This window comes from Pantoea sp. X85 (assembly GCF_029623675.1).
Taxonomy (GTDB): domain Bacteria; phylum Pseudomonadota; class Gammaproteobacteria; order Enterobacterales; family Enterobacteriaceae; genus Pantoea; species Pantoea leporis.
In genome coordinates this window covers 1480457-1500176 of record NZ_CP121108.1, presented here as the reverse complement: position 1 = coordinate 1500176, position 19720 = coordinate 1480457, and the positions used below count along the sequence as shown (strand labels likewise).

The window sequence follows — 19720 nt, the reverse complement described above, 5'->3', positions numbered from 1 at the left end:
CTCTCAGTGCAGATGCCGCATACAGATTAAACGTAGTGCTGTTTTTTAACCAGATTAAGCGCTATGAATTCTCATATTCAAGACCGACCTTAGGACTTTGATCCTTGCTCGGTGCAGGATCTGCCGAGAAGCCGCGCAGCCCAACCACATGCACATGTTCGGTGTTATTGAACATTTTACGCACCAGTTTGTAGGTGGTGCCTTTTTCCGGGCTGATGTTCTCTGGCGCCGCGATGATCAGCTGCATCTCCAGACGTTCGCACAGCTCAAACAGTGTGGCGATCGAACGCGCATCAAGACGTGCCGCTTCATCGAGGAACAGCAGACGACACGGCGAAATATCTTTGCCACGCAGACGACGTGATTCCTCTTCCCAGCTCTGTACCACCATCACCAGAATCGACATCCCGGTACCGATCGCTTCACCGGTAGAGAGCGCCCCACTTTCTGCACGCAGCCAGCCGTCAGTGCCACGGTTCACTTCCACTTCCATCTCAAGATAGTTGCGGTAGTCGAGCAGTTCTTCACCGATGGTTTGCGGCGTGCGCTGGCCCATATCGATCTGCGGATTCAGGCGCTGATAAAGTTTCGCCAGCGCTTCCGAGAAGGTTAATCGGTTGCTGGTAAACAGATCCTGATGCTGTTCATGCTCTTCCGACAGCGTATCCAGCAGCGTTGAGTGCGCTTCACGCACGTTCACGTTGAGGCGCACGCTGCGCACCTGACCAAAGCTTACCGCCTGCAACCCCTGGTTCAGCTGGCGAATACGGTTTTGCTCGCGCTGGATGGTTTTACGAATGATGTTCGCCGCACTGCGTGAGCTGATTGCCAGCGTCTGTTCACGCGCCGTCAGCTCTTCGGTCAGACGATTCAGCTCAATCTCCATCTGCTCGATGGCTTCAACCGGATCGTCGGTACGAATGATGTCCTGGCGAATACGTTCGCGCAGATGCTGATACACCGCGATAAAGAACTGAATCTTACGTTCCGGACGTTTCGGATCTTCAGACATACGCAGCACATCGCGCAGATGTTCGTTATCCGCCACCGCCAGACGCAGCGCACCCAGCGCCTTATCCGACATCGAACGCAGCTCATCGCCGCTGAGATAGGCCAGCTCGCGACGATGCAGACGACGCTCAACGCCATTCTCTTTCACCAGACGCAATACCGTGCACCAGCCCGCTTTCGCGCTGACCACCTGCTCCCGAATCTGATGATAATCGCGTTCCAGCTTGCGCAGTTTTTTCTGCAGGCTGTCCATTTCGGCTTCACAGAAGGTGATCTGTTTTTCCAGCTGGTTGCGACGCGCACGGTTGTGGCTTAGCGCGCTATACAGCTCATCACGACGAATGCGCGCCCGCTCTTCTGCACTGGCATCGGCATGCACGCCGATATCCTGCATCTCTTGCTGCAACTCTTTCAGCATGTCGCGTTTGGCATCGTATGAACTTTTTAGCGATGCCAGCACCTGCGAATACTGCGTCAGCTGCGCCTGATGCCCACGCAGACGTTCGCGTGCGCGGCTGCGCTCGCCTTCCGCCTGCTCCAGACGCTGACGCAACTGCTCGTTGAGATCGCTGTTGCCACCCAACATGCCAGCCGAACTTTCATAGCTGAAGTGCGCGCGGCGCTGCACCACTTCGGTCAGCGCAAAGGCTTGCTGACGCGCATCACGCTGCTGCTGCTGTGCCTGCTGATAGTCGCGCTGCAGCTGATCGTGCTGCTGCGGATCGCTTTGCAGAACCGCAATCAGCGGCTCCAGCTTGCTGAGTTTGCTGCCGTGCTGATGCAGGAAGCGCGCGGCTTCCTGTGCTTCTTCAACGCGCTCACGAATCTCCTCACAGCGATCGCCAAGCGTGTCGTCGAGCAGCAGATTTACGCGCGGCAACAGGCGGTTCAGCTGGCTGACGCCCTCTTTTGCCTGTTCAAACTGCGCGCGCTGCTGCTGATTGTCATTTTCATGCTGCGCCAGCGCCCGCTCCAGCTCGCCACGACGGCTGTTAAGCTGACGAATCTGCGCTTCCGGATCTTCATCAAACGCCACCGCTAAATGGCTACCGATGAAGCGGCTGAAGGATTGATGCAGACGCTGGGTTTTCTGTACATCAAACGACAACGTGGCATAACGCTCAGCCAGCTGTTCACGTTCGTTGTTCAGCAACTCAAGCTGGTTTTCACGCGCCGCGCGACCAAACAGCGGCACTTTCGGAAAGCGGGAGTAGCGCCACTGACGCTCAGCCACTTTCACCACCACCGCTTTTTCCAGCTCTTCGACGCTAAATACGCTGTCGTCAAAGGCTTGCGGATCGCCTTCAATCAGATAGAGATCTTCCGGGCACTCGTCTAAACCGTCGAGCAGGTCGCGCACCAGCGACAGATCTGGCACTACGATGGCGTGGCGCGATGGACCGTATAGCGCCGAGAAGTACGGTGCGTCATCCAGCGTAACGTCATCATAAATTTCCGACAGCAGCACGCCGCCAAAACGTTCCGCCAGCTGCGTCAGGCGCGCATCTTCCGCACCGCCAGGTTGGCTCAGACGTTCAATCTGCTGTTCAACTTCGCGCTTACGCGCGGCCAGCTCGTCGCGCTCAACCGTGGTTTCACGCTCGCGCTCCAGCAGTTGCTGCATAAATTCGGTGATTTGCTGGCTGCTGCTCAGCTCCTGACCGGTTTGCTCGCTCAGCTGCGTCAGGATTTCCTGCGCCGCCAGCCAGTGTGGCGCACGCGCGGTCAGCGCAGTGATGCGTTCACGCAGCTGCTCCAGCTCCTGACGCATCAACATGCGGCGTTCACCGGCATCGGCAACGCTGCTATTCAGTTGCTCAATCTGCGCTTCGAGTTCACGCTGCAAGCCGTCCAGCGCATCCGCATCGTATTGCTGGCCCTGACGTTTGCAGAAATCCGCCAGCAAACGCTCAGCATCATGCTGCTCACGCAGACGGGTTTCTAATTCATTGAGGCGCAGACGCAGCGAGGAAAGCTGTTCGGCCTGGTGGCGCTGATTGCCAGCGTCGCGCAGTAATTCGCGCCCCACTTGCCACGCATCCTGACGACTGACGTCACCGGCGATGCTGGTAACTAACGCTAACGCTTGCTCAAACTGGCTGTGTGCCGCTTCGGCGACGCTCAGTTTCTGTTCCAGACGCAGCAGGCGCTCGGTGGCTTCTTCTTCACGCGCCTGGAAGGTTTCCTGCCATTCGGCCGCGTTATCGATAGTTAAATCAGGCAGCTGACACTGCGTACGCGCCTTTTCCAACGCCTGCAAGGCTTGCTGATACTGGATTGCCCGCGTCTGTTGCACGTCGAGAGCCTGCTGGAAATCGGCGAGTTGGCTTTTTAGCTCATCGACTTCCACTTCAGCCGCTTCGGCGCGTGCTTCATTCTCTTCCTGCACTTCGCGCGCTTCGGCAACCACTTCGTTCTGCTCTTCGAGGCGATAGGTCAGCTCTTCCAGATCGGCATCGTAACGCTCGATTTTTTCCTGCTGGCGCATGGCGGTTTGCACCAGATTCAGATGGTCGCTAGCGCCCTGATAATCGCTTTCCAGATCGCTCTCAGCACCGCTGTGCTCGGACAACTCGCGCGCCATTTCAATGTGGCGATACTGCTCAGAAATCAGCTGGTTGCGGCTGGTAAACAGCTCATTACGCAGCTGCAGCGCACCGTCGAGGTGAATGCGGCGCTCGTTGGCGTGGCGCATGTAGTCGGCGGAAACGTAGTTGGTGGCTTCCGAGATCAGATGCTTAAACAGGTCGCGATCGGATTGGGTGACGCGAATCGCTTCCAGCGTCATGCGGTTTTCCCGCAGCGCGGCTTCCATATCCTGGAAGGCTTTACGCACACCGCCGTTTTCTGGCAGCAGGTAATCGCGCAGTGAACGGGTGATAGCGCTGGAGATACCGCCGTACAGCGAAGCTTCAATCAGGCGATAAAACTTACTGCGATCGCTGGCGTTACGCAGACGACGCGGCACCACGCCGAGCTCGAACAGCACCGCATGGTAATCGGTGACCGAGTTGTACTGTTTGAATTGCACGCCTTCCTGCGCTTCCACACGCTCCTTCACTTCCGTCAGCGGCAACACGCGCGCCTGACGGTTATTAAGGATTTCGGTCAGCATATCGGTCGCCTGTGAATCGCTCGGCAAGCCGTGAATACTGAATGGTTTGATATCGACCTTTTTATCGCGTCCCGCCACCTGCTGCAGACGTACACCAACGATCACGCGCTGATGGCGTGAGTTGACCACATCCAGCACCGAATAACAGACGCCGGCGCGTAGCTTGCCGTGCAGGCCTTTATCGCGCGAACCCGATGTCGCACCGGCTTCGGTGGTGTTACGGAAGTGCAGCAAGGTTAAGTCAGGGATCATCGCCGTCACGAAGGCGGCCATGGTGGTGGATTTACCCGCACCGTTACCGCCCGAAAGCGTGGTGACCAGTTCATCAAGATCAAAAGTACGGGCAAAGAAGCCGTTCCAGTTGATCAGCGTTAGCGAACGAAATTTACCGCGTTCAATCATGCTTGTTCATCCTCCGCGTTATCACTCGCGTCGCTTTCAGCGTCAATATCGTTATCTGCTTCATCGTTCTCAGTCGCAGCCGGCGCACTTTCCAGCGTCATCGCTTCACCGTCACGTATCAGGCGCAGCTGCGCTTCACGCGCATCGTCACCGCTGCGCACGTCGGCGCCAAAGCGGAACACTGATTCGGTGATGCGGAATTTGCTGCTGTCGTTGCCCATAAACCACACCATGCCGAGACGGCGCAGGCGACTCAGCGACGCGCGCATTTTTTCCTGCAGCTTGGCGCGGTCAAGATCGGAACCGGTGGAACGCTGATTGACCAGCTTGAGCAGTTTGCTCTCATCGGCCAGCGACAGCAGTTCGTCGTACAGCTCTTGCTGGGTAAAAATCCCCTCATTCGCCAGACGTTCCGGGCTGAGATAGAGATAGCAAAGAATTTTGCCCACCATCATATCCAGCTCGGACAACACCGAGCGCGGAATCAAAGTGGTTGAACGCGGACGCAGATAGAAGAAGCCTTCCGGCGCGCGGATCAGCTCAACGTTGTAGCGCGCGTAAAACTCTTCGAGATATTCCTGGTAATCCATCAGGAAGGCGTGATTATCCAGCTCTTCAATGCCAATGTGGCGACCCGCGCGTAACTGGCTATCGAGCGCCGGGAAAATCGGGTTTGCCAGAGCCAATGCCAGTTTGACTGGCATCACTTGTTCAATATTTGTCGATGACATGTGCCTGCACCTTGGCTCCGTAATCATTAATGGCCTGCCATTGCGCAGGCAGACCGGCTAAATCAGCTTCGGCCACGCCGAGTCGCACCGCTTGATCGATGACGATACGCGCCAGATCAAAGTGGCGCGCGCGCGGATACTGCGACAGATAGTCGCGCATCACCGTGGCCAGATGGAGCGGCTTCTGCTCCTGCTTATAAATCTGCAGCGCCTCTTCGATCATCGCGGCCAGCTGCTCGCGAATCTCATTAAACTCTTCGTATTCCATTTCCGGCGGCAGCTCGCCCATCACCTCGTCATTACGCAGCGTCATCTCTTCATCGCGCATATCGTAAAGACGATCGGCATTGGCGTAGGTCAGCGCCCACGGCTGATCGAAATAGTTTTGCACCGACAGGCGTAAACGCTGCGCAAACACGCGGTTCTTATCCATGTCGATGGCGGTACGAATAAACTTGTGTACGTGGCGGTCGTAGCCGATCCACAGATCGATAGCCTGCTGGCCCCAGCTGATGATGCGATCGAGCTTGTTTTGCAGGTCAAACACCAGCTTATCGACAAAGCCCAGATCCGGGCTGCTCAGCGTCGCATCCTGGATGCGCAGCAGGTTGGCCTGCAGCTTATCGCCCGCCGCCTCCAGCGTATCCTGCAGTTCACGCAGCGTACCGGACGTTTCCGACAGCAACATTTCACAGCTGGAGATCGCCGCGCGCCAGTCTTTGTTAAGCAGATCGGCAATATCGGTTTTCACCGCTTGCTGCTGCTCATCCATCAGACGCTGCGTCATGTCGATGCTATCGAAGATTTCCGCCACCGAATATTTCAGCGGCGCAAACACGTTACGATGCCAGTGGAATTCATCACCGTCCTCTTCGGCGGCATCCGCGGCGCGTTTCAACTCCTGCGCCACAATCGACAGCTGCATCGACAGGCGCAGCGTGGAGAACTCGCGCTGGCGGATGTAATAGTCGGTAATGCCGATGGCGAGTGGCGTCAGGCGATAGATGGCGTGCCCTTCCGTCAGCTCGCTGGTAAAGCGGTTCAGCAAGCGCTGACGCACCATGTCATTGATGGCGTTATTGGCACGGACATGCACAGTTTCGTGGGTTTGTTCGAATGCTTTGCTAACGTGACGAAACGCGTCAATCAGCTCGCCTTCACTCATCTCGCCGTCCATGCGCTCACCGTTTAAGGTGGCGATGGCCAGCAAAAAGGCCAGACGTTCTACCGGCAGCGCAAGCGAAAAATCGTTCTTGCGCGCCCATGCCACCAATTCGGGGACCGTCTGGGAAAATTCGCTCATAGTTGATCCTTCTGGCTGGGTTTGCGCGCGGTCACGTGGATATAGCGCCCTAAGCTTAAAAAGGGCTCCTGGCGACAGAAACGCCGTTCCATCTCAATGATTTCCTCAACGCTCTTCCCTGCGCCGGGTTGCGGCTTCATGTAATCACAGAAGACGCGAATGCCCGCACGCCGTTCAATTTCAAATCCGCAGTTTGTCAGCCAACGCGTCACATCATCCGGATCGCGCGGGAAATCGGGCGACAGCGTGCGCTTTTTACGTTTGCTCATATTGGCGCGCATATAGCCGAAGTTGCCAAGCGTCAGGGTGCGGAAGGTTAAGCCGTGCGCGTTGTAAAACATCAACGACAGCACGCCGCCGGGCTTGAGCGTGTGCCACAGCGCCTGCAGCACCTCTTCCGGATGCGCGACCCATTCCAACACCGCGTGAAACAATACCAGATCAACCTGCGTATCCAAATGTTCGCCCACCTGCTGGGCGCTAATTTGTTTGAATTGCATGTTGTGGCTCACACCCGCGGCAAGCGCATGGGCTTCCGCCAGCTTCAGCATCTCAGCAGAGAGATCGCACAGCACAACCTGATGACCGCGCGCCGCCAGCCCGCTTGAGACTTGTCCCACGCCGCCGCCGGCATCCAGCACCTTCAAGGATCCGGCAGGCAATGTCGGTAACAGAGCTTCCAGTTCGTCCCAGACAATCGCCTGGCGCACTAGCCCTTTGCGCGTGCCATAAATGTTCTGTGAGAATTTGTCCGCCAGATCGTCAAAGTTACGATCCTGCATGATGATGGCTCCGCTTTGCTGCATTCAACTTGTGCTATTTTGTCACAGGCTCAACAAGAATGAACCTTTCATGCCGCAGTAACCGTCTGGCAGCTGTTTTTTTGGACAAAAGAGGCCATATTCGATGTTTTTCGCATTTAAAAAAGTCATTGGCGGGATGTTGCTTCCCTTGCCGCTGCTGTTATTACTGATGGCGGCAGGACTTTTGCTGCTCTGGTTCAGCCGCTGGCAAAAAAGCGGCAAAATCCTCATCTCTTGCAGCTGGCTGCTGCTGCTGATTTTGAGCCTGCAGCCGGTTGCCGATCGCCTGCTGTCACCGCTGGAAAATCATTATCCCACCTGGAACGGTAACGAGCCGGTCGATTATATCGTGGTGCTCGGCGGCGGCTATACCTTCAATCCGAATTGGGCACCGAGTTCCAACTTGATTAATAACAGTCTGCCGCGCGTGGCCGAAGGCGTGCGTCAGTGGCGGCGCTATCCGCAGGCCAAAATGATCTTTACGGGCGCAGCAGCCGGCGAAAACCCACGCAGCAGCGCCAGCGTGGCGGCCGAAGTGGCGGAAAGTCTGGGCGTGCCGCAAGAAGCGATTATTCAGTTGGATCAACCAAGGGATACGATTGGTGAAGCACGCGCGGTGAAACAGACGATTGGCGAACATCCGTTTTTACTGGTGACTTCCGCCAACCATCTGCCGCGTGCCATGCATTTCTTTCAAAGTGCCAGCATGAATCCACTGGCCGCACCGGCAAATCAGTTGGCGGTGACCTCGCCGCTAAACTGGTGGGAACGCGTTATTCCGTCACCGCTGTGGCTGGCACACAGTGAGCGTGCGATCTATGAAACGCTGGGACAAACCTGGCAGAAGCTGCGCGGTGACGATCTCACCTCAACCCAGCCAGGGGAGTAATTGCGCGCGGGCGTGATCGAAGCGCGGACGGTCAAACTGTCCGCTGCTGACCAACGTGTCGACGCAATCCCACAGCTGATACAACCAGCGCCGCCAGAGGAAACCTTCCGCCACGGGCGCGCGCTGCAGATAGTGCTGCAGCAGTGACGCTTCTGCGCCGCTATCCGCCAGGCGCATCAGATCGTATTCGCGCGGTGCCCAGAGAATGTTGCCCGGCTGCATCATGGCAATAAGCTGATCGCTGTGCGCATCTTTTAACATACTGGCTAAGCGCAGGTTGCCGTGCATCAATACGCAGGGATCGTCAAAACCGTTGAACAGACGCGGTAATAGCTGACGGCTGCGAAACAGAATCTGACGATCTTCCAGTGTAAAAAACGGCGGTGACAAATAACCCAGCGTTGACCACAACACATCCACTCGCTGGCGATACCATGCGGGCCAGTTATTCTCCTGCACGCTGTCCACGCTGCCGACTAAGCCATGGCTGTCAATACGATGCCACGCCAGCACGCCTTCGACGATCTGTTCGCACAGCTGTTCCCAGCGCGCTGCGCTGCGGGCCGGAGCTTCCGCAGAAACACCGTTAAAGCGTGCCATCAGCAACATTTCATGTACCGGCTTTTGCTGGCTGAGCACCAGACCAAACACGGCAGGCACGGCGATCAAGCCATCATGGCCGAGCATGGTCAGTTTTTTAGCTTCCAGCGCAGCGCGTCCCTGATGACGAAAATACTTTGCCACCAGCGGCATCGGTTTACCGGCGTTATCGTAAAGCGCATACAGCCGCGTGTGCGCCTGCTCGCTAATGGTTTCGAGACGACTGATGCTTTCACCAAGCACCAACGCGAGTTCTGAACGGAGCTGTTCCATGCAATATCCTCCGACGTCAAAGGGCTGGAATATGCTGGAGGTGATGGCGGCGCAAAGCTTAGCGCCAGATCAAACTTTCAGGCCAGCGAGAGCCGCTGGCCGGTCGGAGATTAACCCTGCATAGCGAGACGAACCCGCTCAAGGTCTTCCGGCGTATCCACCCCAACACTTGGGATAGTTTTTGCCACCGCGACGTGAATCTTTTCACCGTACCACAGCACGCGCAGCTGTTCGAGCAACTCAATGAGCTCCAGCGGGCAAGGTTCCCACGCGATGTAGCGACGGATGAAACCGGCGCGATAGGCGTAGATGCCAATGTGGCGGAGCAGCGTGTCGCCAATCTGCTCGCGCGAACGCGCATAACGCTCGCGATCCCAGGGAATGGTGGCGCGTGAGAAGTAGAGCGCATAACCTTTGGCGTCCATCACCACTTTCACCGCGTTCGGGTTAAAGGCTTCTTCTGCATCGGTGATCGGCACCGCCAGCGTTGCCATCCCGGCTTCAGATTGCGCCAGATTACCTGCTACCTGACGTACAATCTCCGCCGGGATCATCGGCTCGTCGCCCTGCACGTTAACGATGATCGTGTCGTCGGCAAACTGATACTTTTCGATCACTTCGGCCAAACGCTCAGTGCCGGACTGATGATCGACCCGCGTCATGCACACTTCGCCGCCGGCCGCCGTTACCGCCGCTGCCACATCCGGATGATCGGTGGCGACAATCACGCGATCGGCACCCGATTCACGGGCGCGTTCCATAACGTGCAGCACCATCGGTTTACCCTGAATATCCACCAGCGGTTTGCCGGGCAGACGCGTTGAAGCGTAACGCGCAGGAATAATGGCAACAAAACTCATGGATGAATCTCTTCAACAGACAGCGTACGCGCTTCCACTTCCAGCAGCACTGGAATACCGTCACGTACCGGGTAAGCCAGGCCATCCGGTTTACAGATCAGCTCTTGCTGCTCTTTGTTGAAATAGAGTTTTCCGTTGCATACCGGGCAAGCAACGATTTCGAGTAAACGGTGATCCATAATCTTCTCCATTCAGGACCGATTCAGACGGGTAGCATAGCATAATAGCGTGCGCGTGAATGATGCACTCAAGCCGGACAAATGGCAGCTTTATTCACCAATCGACCAGCGAGTTGACCAGGCAGCCAGCAGTTCTGCCGGCGCATTTTCGATAATCACTTGGTTGGCGCCTTGCCACGCGGCGAAGCGATTAATGGCTTTTTGGACGTCATTAAGGAAAGCGTTACTGATGCGTGTGCCCTCTTCCAGCCAGAATGCACGAACCACTAATTGCTGCGCCTGACGCTCCATTTTGGCATCAATGCGCGCTTTCAATAATCCGCGATGCAGGACCGGCAGGACAAAATAACCATATTTGCGCTTTTCCGCAGGCGTATAGCACTCAATGCGGTAATCAAAATTAAACAGCTCCAGCGCGCGACGACGATCCCAAACCACTGGATCAAAGGGTGACAACAGCGCGGTATGTGTGGCAGAGAGTGGCTTTTCCAGCAGCGGCAATAATGCGTGGTGTAACCACATTTCGCCCAGTTGCTCGACCTCAACACGCACAATTTCTCCGCGCGCAGCCGCATCCTCAAGCCATGACTTGAGCGGTGCGCGTTTGAGCCGGTAATAATCGGCTAACCAACTGCCACGGAAAATGCCGAGACTGCATGCGCTGTGACTCAGCATCTGTAACACCGCTTCGTCTTCACTTAACGCATGCTGTTCATCAATCCAGTCCGGCATCACGCGGCTGTGCAGATCGTAAACCCGCTGGAAGTTGCGCCGCTCCACCACCATCAACTGACCCGCACTGAACAAATTCTCCAGATGACGCTTATGCGGCTTCCACGCCCACCAGCCCGGTTTGGTCTGTTTATCATTACTGAAATCGGCTGCTCGCACTGGGCCGTTGACGGAGATGTGTTGCAGTAGGTCAGTGATTTCCTGTTGATGTTCCTCAACCCATCGTTGGTTGTACTTCCAGCCCAGTCGCTGCGGTTCCAGCATGCGGTGGCGCAGCAACGGGTAATCTTCGAAAGGAATAAAACAGGCTTCATGAGCCCAATATTCAAATAATGCGCCCGAGGCCAGCGCCTCTTCCAGCCAGTTGGTCTGATACGCGCCAAGGCGGCTAAACAGCACCAGATAAGGACTGCGTGCCACCACATTGATGGTATCAATTTGCAGCAAAGACATCTGACGCACAGTCGCGTGTATATCAGCAAAGCGCGCACGTCGGCCTAAAGGACGTAACAGTCCCTGAGCAGCCAGATGCAGATGACGAGCAGTTTGCAACGAGAGGGAAGCGACGAGGTTCATAACTCCATTCCCTTTTTGGTGGTTAGCGCGAACGGGCGTCTCGCGCGGTAGTGCAGAGATGGGTGATATCGTCTAACAAGGTTGTCACCGCCGCGCCTTGCAGATGCGCATCAACCGGCAAATACCACCAGTTTGGGCGAGCAAAACTACGGCATTTTACCGCATCTTTTTCCGTCATCAGCAAGCACTGATCTGCCTGAGTCAGACGCCGCAATTCGTCTTCGCTGTAAGCATGGTGATCGGCGAAGGCAATTTCAGCCACTGGCTTGATGCCTTGCTGCTTAAGCGTGTTGAAGAAGCGCGGCGGATGACCTATGCCGGCCATCGCGACAATTTCCGGCAATTGCGCTAACGCCACGCTTGCACCGTTGATCAGGTTGACCGCCAGACCGGGCTGCAATGACATCGCAATTTCGCCCGCCTGCGCATCGCCGCCGTTAACGATCACCGCATTTACGGTGCTAAGTCGTGAGGCGCGTTCACGCATCGGCCCAGCCGGTAACCACCAGCCATTGCCAAAACGACGCATCCCATCCACCACCACGATTTCGCGATCGCGCTGCAGCGCGTAATGCTGCAGGCCATCATCGGTGATAATCACATCCAGATCGTGCGCAGCGAGCAAGCCTTCTACCGCCAGACGCCGCCGTGGCGCAACGGCGACCGGCACTTGCGTGCGTTGAGCGATCAGCACAGGTTCATCGCCGGCCTGCGCCGTGGGCGTTTCAGCGGTAACCAGCAGCGGATAACGTTCAGCTTTTCCGCCGTAACCCCGCGACACCACGCCAGCACGTACTCCACGTTGTTGCAGCGCCTGCACCAACCAAATCACTACAGGCGTTTTACCATTCCCACCTGCGGTGAGGTTCCCCACCACAATCACAGGGCAAGGCGCGCGCCAACTTTTTCGCCAACCGCGCTGGAAGCTGAGGCGAATCAATAGGGTGATCGCCCCATAAAGCAGACTCAGCGGCCATAGCAGCAGCCATAACGGCGAACGCCCGCTCCAGATGCGTTCAATCATTGACCGAACTGCAGTTTGTGAAGCTGCGCATAGGCGCCCTTCTGTTCAAGCAGCACGCTGTGAGTACCGCGTTCGACAATGCGACCATCTTCAACTACGACGATCTCATCGGCTTTCTCAATGGTCGACAGACGGTGCGCAATCACCAGTGAGGTGCGATTTTTCTGCAGCTCATCAAGTGCGGCCTGAATCGCCCGCTCAGATTCGGTATCGAGCGCTGATGTGGCTTCATCGAGAATCAAAATCGGGCAGTCGCGCAGTAACGCACGCGCAATCGCAATACGCTGACGCTGACCACCGGAAAGCAGCACGCCATTCTCACCAATAACGGTATCAAGGCCATTATCCATCTTCTGGATGAAGTCCATTGCATGCGCCATGGTCGCAGCCTGCTCGATTTGCTCGCGCGTGTATTGACCATTACGGGCATAAGAAATGTTGTTGGCGACGGTGTCGTTGAAGAGATGAACGTTCTGGGAAACCAATGCCACTTGATTACGCAGTGAACGCAGGGTGTATTCGCGCAGATCGTGGCCATCCAGCAGAATTTCACCGCTATCAATGTCGTAGAAGCGCGTCAGCAAGCTGGCCATAGTGGATTTACCAGAGCCAGAACGGCCGACCAGTGCAACGGTTTTACCGGCAGGCAGCGACAGGTTGATATCACGCAGCGCAGGAATTTCACGGCCTGGATAGGTAAAGGTCACGTTGCGGAATTCCACATCACCCTTAGCACGATCCATTTCACGCTTGCCGTTATCCACTTCCTGCTCACTGTCAAGAATCGAGAACAGCGTCTGACAAGCCGCCATACCGCGCTGGAACTGTGCATTCACGTTGGTCAGTGACTTGAGCGGACGCATCAGGGCGATCATTGATGAGAAGACCACGGTGATGGTACCGGCTGTCAGCGTTTCCATCACGCTTGGGAAACTGGCGGCATAAAGTACAAATGCCAGTGCCAGCGAGGCAATCAACTGGATTACCGGATCAGAGATTGAAGATGCTGACACCAGTTTCATGCCTTGTTGGCGCATCCTGTTACTGACCTGAGAAAAACGCTTGGCTTCCACTTCCTGGCCACCAAAGATCAGCACTTCTTTATGCCCTTTTAGCATCTGTTCGGCGCTGGTGGTGACCTGTCCCATGGTGTTCTGCATGTTCTTACTGATGCTGCGGAAACGTTTGGAAACAGTACGAATAGCAAAGGAGACGATCGGTGCCAGCACAATGAGAATCAAAGACAGCTGCCAGCTGTAATAGAACATCATGATGAACAGGCCAATGATTGAGGCCCCTTCACGCACCACCGTAACCAGTGCACTGGAAGAGGAAGAGGCCACCTGTTCAGAATCGTAGGTGATGCGTGACAGCAGCGTCCCCGTTGATTGCTGATCAAAGAAGGTTACCGGCATGCCCATCATATGGCCGAACAGGCGGCGACGCATATTCATGACCACGTTGCCGGACACCCATGAGATGCAGTAACTGGAGATATAGCTGGTCACGCCACGTACCAGCATCAGGCCAATTACCACTAGCGGCATCCACAGCATTACGGATCTGTCTGCTTTACCGAAGCCATCATCCAGTAAAGGTTTCAACAGAGAGAGCATCAGGGTATCGCCTGCCGCATTGAGTATCAGCGCCACCGCTGACACATACAGGCCAGCCTTGTGGGGCGCAATCATCGGCCAGAGTCGACGGAATGTCTGCCACGTTGAGAGATCTTTATCTTGATGCATTATTTATTCACGCTGTTTGAAATAGCCGCTCATTCTACCTGGAATCGCGTTTGACGCCAAACCACTGATGGTACCATCGAGGCATTATTTGCTCTCTTAAGCCCTTAATTTGCCAATGACCTTGTCTGATACCCACATGAATCTGACCCGATTGTGCCGTGTCGTACCACATATAGCCTTGCTGACGATAGCGTTGCACCACGGCTGGCGCAGGCATACGCCAGGCGTTATACCGCGCCACCGAAGCAAATGCTGCTTTCCCAGCAACATTACGTAACAGTAATGCGCCTGATGAAGTCCGACTACCATGGTGCGGAACCTGCAAAATTGTCGCGTTCAGAGCCTCTTTTTCCAGCGCGACAATTTTTCTCTCGGCTTCTAACTCAATATCCCCGGTGAGTAACACGCTAAAGAGCCCGTCATCGACTCGCACCACACAGGAATCGTTATTTTGTCCCTGGGTCTGATTCTCCGGCGGCCACAAAGCGGTAAATTGCAATTTGCCCCACTGCCACCGCTGACCACGGAAGCATGGCAGGTGTCCGTCTTCCGCCAGGGCACTACGAATTGCTACCGCTGGATTAACTTTGAGCAATGAGTGTAGCCCACCACGGTGATCAAGATGCTTGTGGCTTAGTATCAAAGAATGGAGGCTTCTACCGTGATACTGCAACCATGGCAGAATGACGCGCGATCCGGCATCATCCTGTTTCCAACCCGGTCCAACGTCATATAACACCACTTCATTGCCCTGTGTAATGGCAATCGCCAGGCCATGCCCCACATCAATCATGTCGATTTGCCAGTCATCACGCTGTGCAGTGCTGCGCCAGAGGATGATTACGAGTATCAGGCTAAAACACGGCATCACACTGCGATAAATCAGCTTGCTGCGCCAGAGAACTAATCCTACCCACAGCAGCACGACAGCAGGTAACGTATCGCTCCATGCCCACCAGCCAGCGGGTAACCACTGCAGCAGGAGCATGACCTGGCTTATGGAAAGATCCGCCAGAGACCATAATCCCGTTGAAATCAGCGGCACTGGCAATAGCATTGCCAGCAATATTAGTGGCACCGTGACAAAAGACACAACCGGCACCGCGATCAGATTTGCTAATAACGCACTCAGGCTTATTCCCTGAAACAGGAAGATTTGTAGTGGAGCCATGAGGATCATCATTCCTAACTGCAGATGTAGCAATTGCAATAACAGCCATCGACGCTTTGCGCGAAAGCGATGTGTTAATGGAAACCATTGATACCAGGTAATCAGCATCGCGACCGCCAGTGCCGACAACCAAAAGCTTTCTGACAGCACAGTTAATGGATCCAGTACCAGCAAAGCGCCGATACATAACGTCCAGACTTGCCAGCCACTGAGCTGCCAACCGGCGCTGCGCATCCCTATCCATAATATGAGCGCGATCATCGCGCGCTGGGCCGGTGCATGACTGCCAGAAACCCACGTGTAAGTCGCTGCGGTCATAACACTAACCAGCAGCGGAAATAAATGACCAATCAAATGACCCGGCAAAATTACCTGGATAGCACGCGCCAACAGCCATCCAACGCTGGCAGCTAATGCAATATGCATTCCCGAGATTGCCATCAAGTGGGCAGTACCTGTTTCCCGCAGCAACTGTCGCTGCTCTTCAGTCATGTTGGTACGTATACCAAACGCTAAAGCCTGCATAATTGCCGGTTGTTTGAGCGTATCGAATGCGGGTAGATGATGATTAATTAAACGCGTCCGCCAGTTGCAAGTTAGCGATTCCACCTGCTGACTGATGATGCGCCCTTGCAGCGGCGTGTGATTAGACAAGGCAAAGCGCCGCAGATCGAACTCGCCTTCATTTAATCTGCCGTGGACGGCACGCAGTCGCAGTTTCATCTGCCAGCGCTGACCGGCACAGTACGGCTGCTCCATCGAATCATTATTGAGCGTGACAAAGAGAGGTGGAAACTGATAACGCTGACCGACACGCAAGATTTGCACGGTTAATTGCTGCTTCTGTTCACGAACTTCAGTCACCCGTACAGTGGCTTCAATTGAGGCGGCAGTCAGATCCCCAATGGCATTGACCATCTGGCGGGCTTCAGTCAATGTCCAGGCCACCATTAAGAGAGCAATCCCTGCAAGCCGTAGCAACGTGATTGGCATCAACCCAAGCGCCACAGCGAATACAACCATGATGACTATTCCGTTGGCTGCGGGTATGTGCGGCAATATGCCCAACGACAATGCCGAGGCAATCATCAATCTGGCCAGAACAATCCAGTTCATATGCATCATTACTCTCCCTCATTGGCGGAAGAGTGTGCCGAGAAAAGCAGGGATTTACTTCATTGAAAAGAGAGTGTGTCGCGATGGATTCCGAGACTTTTGCAGAAATTACATTGATGAGACTTCATTTTGGAAAGCAGGTCTCAATTCCGCATACTTTAAACAAAAAAAAACGACACCCTAAAGTGTCGTTTTTATCGTTCGGTAACGGCTTAGCCGTAGATGTTCGCACGGTCACGCAATTCTTTGCCCGGCTTAAAGTGGGGAACGTATTTACCTTCCAGATCCACTTTGTCGCCCGTTTTCGGGTTACGACCCGTACGCGGTGCACGGTAATGCAAAGAAAAGCTGCCGAATCCCCGGATTTCAATGCGCTCGCCCTGGGCCAACGTAGTGGCCATGTGCTCAAGCATCTCTTTGACCGCATCCTCAACGACTTTCGCCGGAATATGAGTATGCTGGCCAGCAAGTCTCTCAATTAGTTCTGACTTGGTCATGTAACCTCCGGTTAATCCTTATTTGGAAAGGTATGACAGCTTTTACCGAAACCGGACGATTTTCATCGTCCGGTGCCTTAGGTCGATTACTCGCCTTTAGCCGCTTTGAACGCTTCAGCCATCGCGCTAGAGAAGTTGCTGCCTTCATCCTGTTTGGTGTTAACAGTGTTGATAGCTTCTTTCTCATCAGCCTGGTCTTTAGCACGAACAGACAGGCTCACAACGCGGTTCTTACGGTCAACGCCGGTGAATTTAGCTTCAACGTCGTCGCCAACACTCAGAACCAGAGTTGCGTCTTCGATGCGGTCCAGAGAAGCTTCAGAAGCGCGCAGGTAACCCTCTACGCCGTCAGCTAATTCTACTGTAGCACCTTTCGCGTCAACTGCAGTGACTTTACCAGTCACGATAGCGCCTTTCTTGTTGAGGGTGATGTAGTTGTTGAATGGATCTTCAGCCAACTGCTTCACGCCCAGAGAGATGCGCTCGCGCTCTGCATCAACCTGCAGTACAACGGCAGCGATTTCGTCGCCTTTTTTGTACTCACGAACGGCTTCTTCGCCAGTCGCGTTCCAGGAGATGTCAGACAGGTGAACCAGACCGTCGATGCCACCGTCCAGGCCGATGAAGATACCGAAGTCAGTGATTGACTTGATTTTACCTTCAACGCGATCGCCTTTGTTGTGGGTCTCAGCGAACAGCTGCCATGGGTTAGATTTGCACTGCTTCAGACCCAGGGAGATACGACGACGCTCTTCATCGATGTCCAGAACCATTACTTCAACCACATCGCCTACGTTTACAACTTTAGACGGATGGATGTTTTTGTTGGTCCAGTCCATTTCTGAAACGTGTACCAGACCTTCAACGCCTTCTTCGATTTCTACGAAGCAGCCGTAATCAGTCAGGTTGGTTACACGACCAGTCAGGCGGGTGCCTTCTGGATAGCGCTTAGCGATAGCAACCCAAGGATCTTCGCCCAGCTGTTTCAGGCCCAGAGATACACGGGTACGCTCGCGGTCGAACTTCAGCACTTTAACAGTGATTTCGTCGCCCACGTTGACGATTTCGCTCGGATGCTTAACGCGTTTCCAAGCCATATCGGTAATGTGCAGCAGGCCGTCAACGCCGCCCAGATCCACGAATGCACCGTAGTCAGTGAGGTTCTTAACGATACCTTTAACTTCCATGCCTTCCTGCAGGTTTTCCAGCAGCTGATCGCGCTCAGCGCTGTTCTCAGATTCGATAACTGCACGGCGTGAAACCACGACGTTGTTACGTTTCTGATCAAGCTTGATTACTTTGAATTCAAGCTCTTTGCCTTCCAGGTGCAGAGTATCGCGAACCGGACGAACGTCTACCAGTGAACCTGGCAGGAACGCACGAATACCGTTCAGCTCAACTGTGAAGCCACCTTTAACTTTGCCGTTGATAACACCGGTAACAGTTTCAGCGTCTTCGTAAGCTTTTTCCAGCGTGATCCAAGCTTCGTGACGTTTAGCTTTCTCACGGGACAGCAGGGTTTCACCGAAGCCGTCTTCTACTGCGTCCAGCGCAACGTCAACTTCGTCGCCTACCTGGATTTCCAGTTCGCCGGCTGCGTTCTTGAACTGCTCTGCAGGAATTGCAGATTCAGATTTCAGACCCGCATCAACCAGAACTACGTCTTTGTCGATAGAGACAACAACGCCACGAACGATAGAACCCGGACGGGTTTCGATTTCTTTCAGGGACTCTTCAAAGAGTTGAGCAAAAGATTCAGTCATATTGATAATCTTAGGATTCTTCAATTTAACGTCCACCTGACTTCATTGTCGGATGGGGTTGTTTCACATGCCCTGCACCGGGTCCTTGGTACAGGGTTACAGCAATTCGGTTGCCGAAAGATTAAATGCCCAACTTACGCTTAGCATAATCAAGCGCCTTTTCAATCACTTGCTCAATCGACATACTGGTTGAATCCAGTACCAGAGCATCTGTGGCAGGCACTAAAGGGGCGATGGCACGATTACGATCGCGGTCGTCGCGTTCCCTTATCTCGGATAAAAGGCGATCAAAGTTAACATTAAAGCCTTTATCCTGCAACTGTAGCATACGGCGATGCGCACGCTCTTCTGAGCTGGCGTCGAGGAATATTTTCACTGGCGCATCAGGGAAAACCACGGTTCCCATATCGCGTCCATCGGCGATTAAACCGGGCTCTTCGCGGAATGCACGTTGGCGTCGAAGCAATGCCTCACGCACCCGCGGAAAAGCGGCAACGCGCGATGCGGTGTTGCTGACTTCTTGCGTGCGGATTTCACCGGTGACATCTTCACCTTCAAGAACCACCTGCATTTCACCGTCAACCGATAGAAAACGCACATCAAGATGCGCAGCCATCGGTACTAATGCTTCCTCGGACTCAATATCCACCTGATGGTGAAGTGCGGCCAATGCTAAAACGCGATAAATAGCGCCAGAATCCAGTAAGTGCCACTGCAACGACTCCGCCATCGCTTTACATAAAGTCCCTTTACCCGCGCCACTTGGCCCATCGATGGTAATAACCGGGGCGATTGCCGTCATTGTTCTCTCCTGTTGCTGCGTGCTTATTGTCAGCCCTTCCAGGCCGCCTGGATTGCGCGGCATTATACGCTGCCTGCGTCGGGTTAGTTACCCTTTAGCGTAGACAGCGCTAGAAATATAGACAGATT

At 54.7% G+C, this 19720-nt stretch carries 15 protein-coding genes; 1 reads left to right on the top strand and 14 read right to left on the bottom strand.

The genetic code is table 11. The features are described 5' to 3' along the window. Positions 1–61: 61 nt before the first annotated feature. Genes mukB through cmoM form a run of 4 tightly spaced genes read right to left on the bottom strand, consistent with a single transcriptional unit; the run spans position 62 to position 7344 of the window. Positions 62–4528: a chromosome partition protein MukB gene (gene mukB / locus P6287_RS06900; RefSeq protein WP_192234401.1), complete on the bottom strand. Its 4467-nt coding sequence runs from the start codon at positions 4526–4528 to the stop codon at positions 62–64. Continuing rightward, entirely contained in the window at positions 4525–5259 is a 735-nt protein-coding gene (gene mukE, locus P6287_RS06895) for a chromosome partition protein MukE (RefSeq protein WP_101760949.1), read from the bottom strand. Before mukE ends, mukB begins: the two co-directional genes overlap by 4 nt. Further along, positions 5240–6562 carry a chromosome partition protein MukF gene (gene mukF / locus P6287_RS06890; protein WP_192413854.1) on the bottom strand — a complete coding sequence of 441 codons (1323 nt, stop codon included), beginning with the start codon at positions 6560–6562 and terminating at the stop codon, positions 5240–5242. Before mukF ends, mukE begins: the two co-directional genes overlap by 20 nt. Then, positions 6559–7344 carry a tRNA uridine 5-oxyacetic acid(34) methyltransferase CmoM gene (gene cmoM, locus P6287_RS06885; protein WP_277974706.1) on the bottom strand — a complete coding sequence of 262 codons (786 nt, stop codon included), beginning with the start codon at positions 7342–7344 and terminating at the stop codon, positions 6559–6561. Before cmoM ends, mukF begins: the two co-directional genes overlap by 4 nt. 124 nt (positions 7345–7468) lie before the next feature. Here cmoM and elyC point away from each other — a divergent pair, with 124 nt between their 5' ends. Next, positions 7469–8254, top strand: coding sequence for an envelope biogenesis factor ElyC (gene elyC / locus P6287_RS06880; protein WP_277974705.1), 786 nt, complete (start codon positions 7469–7471; stop codon positions 8252–8254). Here the strand turns inward: elyC and P6287_RS06875 are convergent. From P6287_RS06875 to cmk, 10 genes are all read right to left on the bottom strand, one after another. Beyond that, a complete protein-coding gene (locus P6287_RS06875) occupies positions 8234–9127 on the bottom strand; it encodes a YcbJ family phosphotransferase (protein ID WP_101760952.1) in 894 nt (297 codons plus the stop codon). The genes elyC and P6287_RS06875 overlap by 21 nt on opposite strands. A gap of 110 nt (positions 9128–9237) precedes the next feature. Next, positions 9238–9987 (bottom strand): 3-deoxy-manno-octulosonate cytidylyltransferase, encoded by a 750-nt coding sequence (kdsB, locus tag P6287_RS06870; RefSeq protein WP_192413858.1) that lies wholly within the window; start codon positions 9985–9987, stop codon positions 9238–9240. Next, positions 9984–10166 (bottom strand): Trm112 family protein, encoded by a 183-nt coding sequence (locus tag P6287_RS06865; protein ID WP_007887424.1) that lies wholly within the window; start codon positions 10164–10166, stop codon positions 9984–9986. The genes kdsB and P6287_RS06865 overlap by 4 nt, the downstream gene beginning before the upstream one ends. A 90-nt stretch (positions 10167–10256) precedes the next feature. Further along, positions 10257–11474 (bottom strand): winged helix-turn-helix domain-containing protein, encoded by a 1218-nt coding sequence (locus P6287_RS06860; RefSeq protein ID WP_192234409.1) that lies wholly within the window; start codon positions 11472–11474, stop codon positions 10257–10259. Between the two features lie 22 nt (positions 11475–11496). Continuing rightward, on the bottom strand, positions 11497–12498 hold the full coding sequence (lpxK, locus tag P6287_RS06855; protein WP_101760955.1) for a tetraacyldisaccharide 4'-kinase: 1002 nt from the start codon (positions 12496–12498) through the stop codon (positions 11497–11499). Continuing rightward, positions 12495–14243, bottom strand: coding sequence for a lipid A ABC transporter ATP-binding protein/permease MsbA (msbA, locus tag P6287_RS06850; RefSeq protein WP_101760956.1), 1749 nt, complete (start codon positions 14241–14243; stop codon positions 12495–12497). The genes lpxK and msbA overlap by 4 nt, the downstream gene beginning before the upstream one ends. A gap of 34 nt (positions 14244–14277) precedes the next feature. Continuing rightward, positions 14278–16536: a DNA internalization-related competence protein ComEC/Rec2 gene (locus tag P6287_RS06845; protein ID WP_277974913.1), complete on the bottom strand. Its 2259-nt coding sequence runs from the start codon at positions 16534–16536 to the stop codon at positions 14278–14280. Between the two features lie 206 nt (positions 16537–16742). After that, complete coding sequence (gene ihfB, locus P6287_RS06840; RefSeq protein ID WP_003849360.1) at positions 16743–17027, bottom strand: integration host factor subunit beta; 285 nt, start codon at positions 17025–17027, stop codon at positions 16743–16745. A gap of 86 nt (positions 17028–17113) precedes the next feature. Beyond that, positions 17114–18790, bottom strand: coding sequence for a 30S ribosomal protein S1 (gene rpsA, locus P6287_RS06835; RefSeq protein ID WP_052025984.1), 1677 nt, complete (start codon positions 18788–18790; stop codon positions 17114–17116). A gap of 121 nt (positions 18791–18911) precedes the next feature. Continuing rightward, positions 18912–19592 carry a (d)CMP kinase gene (gene cmk / locus P6287_RS06830; protein WP_222210655.1) on the bottom strand — a complete coding sequence of 227 codons (681 nt, stop codon included), beginning with the start codon at positions 19590–19592 and terminating at the stop codon, positions 18912–18914. Between the last annotated feature and the right edge of the window lie 128 nt (positions 19593–19720).

What these genes read in the sequence shown, in the direction of transcription:
- elyC (WP_277974705.1), top strand. Translation starts at nt 7,469, where the DNA reads ATGTTTTTCGCATTTAAAAAAGTCATTGGCGGGATGTTGCTTCCCTTG.
- P6287_RS06865 (WP_007887424.1), bottom strand. Translation starts at nt 10,166, where the DNA reads ATGGATCACCGTTTACTCGAAATCGTTGCTTGCCCGGTATGCAACGGA.
- cmk (WP_222210655.1), bottom strand. Translation starts at nt 19,592, where the DNA reads ATGACGGCAATCGCCCCGGTTATTACCATCGATGGGCCAAGTGGCGCG.
- mukE (WP_101760949.1), bottom strand. Translation starts at nt 5,259, where the DNA reads ATGTCATCGACAAATATTGAACAAGTGATGCCAGTCAAACTGGCATTG.
- mukB (WP_192234401.1), bottom strand. Translation starts at nt 4,528, where the DNA reads ATGATTGAACGCGGTAAATTTCGTTCGCTAACGCTGATCAACTGGAAC.
- ihfB (WP_003849360.1), bottom strand. Translation starts at nt 17,027, where the DNA reads ATGACCAAGTCAGAACTAATTGAGAGACTTGCTGGCCAGCATACTCAT.
- P6287_RS06875 (WP_101760952.1), bottom strand. Translation starts at nt 9,127, where the DNA reads ATGGAACAGCTCCGTTCAGAACTCGCGTTGGTGCTTGGTGAAAGCATC.
- P6287_RS06845 (WP_277974913.1), bottom strand. Translation starts at nt 16,536, where the DNA reads ATGCATATGAACTGGATTGTTCTGGCCAGATTGATGATTGCCTCGGCA.
- P6287_RS06860 (WP_192234409.1), bottom strand. Translation starts at nt 11,474, where the DNA reads ATGAACCTCGTCGCTTCCCTCTCGTTGCAAACTGCTCGTCATCTGCAT.
- lpxK (WP_101760955.1), bottom strand. Translation starts at nt 12,498, where the DNA reads ATGATTGAACGCATCTGGAGCGGGCGTTCGCCGTTATGGCTGCTGCTA.
- kdsB (WP_192413858.1), bottom strand. Translation starts at nt 9,987, where the DNA reads ATGAGTTTTGTTGCCATTATTCCTGCGCGTTACGCTTCAACGCGTCTG.
- rpsA (WP_052025984.1), bottom strand. Translation starts at nt 18,790, where the DNA reads ATGACTGAATCTTTTGCTCAACTCTTTGAAGAGTCCCTGAAAGAAATC.
- cmoM (WP_277974706.1), bottom strand. Translation starts at nt 7,344, where the DNA reads ATGCAGGATCGTAACTTTGACGATCTGGCGGACAAATTCTCACAGAAC.
- mukF (WP_192413854.1), bottom strand. Translation starts at nt 6,562, where the DNA reads ATGAGCGAATTTTCCCAGACGGTCCCCGAATTGGTGGCATGGGCGCGC.
- msbA (WP_101760956.1), bottom strand. Translation starts at nt 14,243, where the DNA reads ATGCATCAAGATAAAGATCTCTCAACGTGGCAGACATTCCGTCGACTC.